This window comes from Myxococcus sp. AB025B, assembly GCF_006518215.1.
GTDB classification, from domain to species: Bacteria; Myxococcota; Myxococcia; order Myxococcales; family Myxococcaceae; genus Myxococcus; species Myxococcus fulvus.
Genome location: NZ_SRLW01000612.1, coordinates 1 through 1,614, shown reverse-complemented (window position 1 = coordinate 1,614; position 1,614 = coordinate 1). Strand labels below are relative to the sequence as shown.

At 69.8% G+C, this 1,614-nt stretch carries 2 protein-coding genes and 1 other RNA gene; 2 read left to right on the top strand and 1 reads right to left on the bottom strand.

Annotated elements, in window-relative coordinates; all coding sequences use genetic code 11:
• The first annotated feature begins 23 nt into the window (after positions 1–23).
• Both FL311_RS43050 and rnpB read left to right on the top strand, forming a co-directional pair.
• On the top strand, positions 24–479 hold the full coding sequence (locus FL311_RS43050; RefSeq protein WP_228557479.1) for a ribonuclease HI family protein: 456 nt from the start codon (positions 24–26) through the stop codon (positions 477–479).
• Between the two features lie 53 nt (positions 480–532).
• Positions 533–927, top strand: an RNA gene (gene rnpB / locus FL311_RS43045) — RNase P RNA component class A.
• 8 nt (positions 928–935) lie between these two features.
• On the opposite strand, the gene FL311_RS43040 is transcribed toward rnpB, so the two are convergent.
• Complete coding sequence (locus FL311_RS43040; protein ID WP_141333449.1) at positions 936–1,493, bottom strand: hypothetical protein; 558 nt, start codon at positions 1,491–1,493, stop codon at positions 936–938.
• Between the last annotated feature and the right edge of the window lie 121 nt (positions 1,494–1,614).

Genomic DNA, 1,614 nt, shown 5'->3' with positions numbered 1-1,614 from the left:
CGTCCCCGCCGCCCGGGGACGAGGTGGCGCGGGCGCCCGCCGAGGCGCTGTCCCCTCCCCCACCCTCCGAGCCCTTGCCCCGCGTGCGCGTCTATTCGGACGGCGCCGCCAGGGGCAACCCGGGGCCCGCCGGCGCGGGCGCGGTGGTGACGGACGCCGAGGGACACGTGGTCGCCCGCCTGGGCCGTTTCCTCGGCACGCAGACGAACAACCACGCCGAGTACATGGGACTGCTGCTGGGCCTGAAGCACGCGAAGGTGCTGGGCGCGCGCGAGGTGGACGTCTACGCGGACAGCGAGCTGCTCATCCGGCAGCTGGGCGGGCAGTACCAGGTGAAGAGCGCCACGCTGCGGCCGCTGTTCGACGAGGCCAAGAAGCTCCTGTCGGGCTTCGCCCGCGTGAGGCTGCACCACATCCCGCGCGCGAAGAACGCGGACGCGGACGCCATGAGCAACCGGGCCATCGACGAGCGGATGTAGGCCGGCTCCCGGAGTGGACCGCTCTCCCAGGCCTGTTGTAAGGGGCAGGAGTCGGAGTGGTCCAGATGAACGCCGGCCACTGCAATCATGGGTGGCGGGAGGAAAGTCCGGGCTCCAGAGGGCAGGGTGCTGGCTAACGGCCAGTCGAGGCGACTCGCAGGAAAGTGCCACAGAAAACAGACCGCCCGTTCCGCGAGGGGCGGGTAAGGGTGAAACGGTGCGGTAAGAGCGCACCGCGTCCGGGGTGACTCGGACGGCTCGGTAAACCCCACCTGGAGCAAGAGCCAATAGGAGCGCGTCCCCGCTGTCCGGGGGACAGGGGTTGCCCGCCCCACGCGTTCGGGTTGCTCGCTGATGAGGCCCCTGGGCAACCAGGGCCCTAGATGAATGTTCATCGCCCGTCCCGAAAGGGGCGGGAACAGAACCCGGCTTACGGCCCACTCCGACGCTTTTCCCTCACCGCGCCACGGGCACCTGCGCGACCAGCAGGCGGTTCTTCCCGTCGTTGCGCACCGCGTCCGGGTTGGTCAGCGCCAGCCGCGTGTCCGTGCGGGGGTCCCACAGCCCCAGCCAGATGTTGAGCGCCTTCGGGTTGGCGTCCGCGGGGAGGTAGATGGAGAACTCGTCCTTCACCGTCTCGCCCGGCTTCCACTGGGACGTGGGCAGCATGCCGTTGGCCGGCTTGTGGTCCAGGTTCATCCGCTCCATCCGGCCGCCCGCGTCCTCGACGTGGACGAAGATGAGGTAGTCCTCGTCGATGGCCTGGAGCACCTTGAAGTAGAGGGTGACCTGGGCGCGCTCGCCGGGCGTCAGCCGCCCGGGTTGCACGGTGGCCGCCACCAGCTCCACCTTGCCTCCCAGGTTCGCGCCGTTGCGCACGGAGAGCGCTGGAACCTGCGTCACCGTGGCGGCCTTGCGCTGCTCGGCGCTGGCACCACCGGGAGCCTCGACGATGCAGGCGCTGGCCAGCAGGAGAACCGACGGGAGCACGACAGTGGGGAGCTTGAGGCGCATGGCCCGCTGTTTCTACTCGGCCGGGGGCGCTGCATCCACCGGCGTGTTGGTGTATGCGGAGCCGCGCCCATGAAGACCCCCAATGCCCTCGACGCCCTGACCGCGCACTGTCTCTTATACA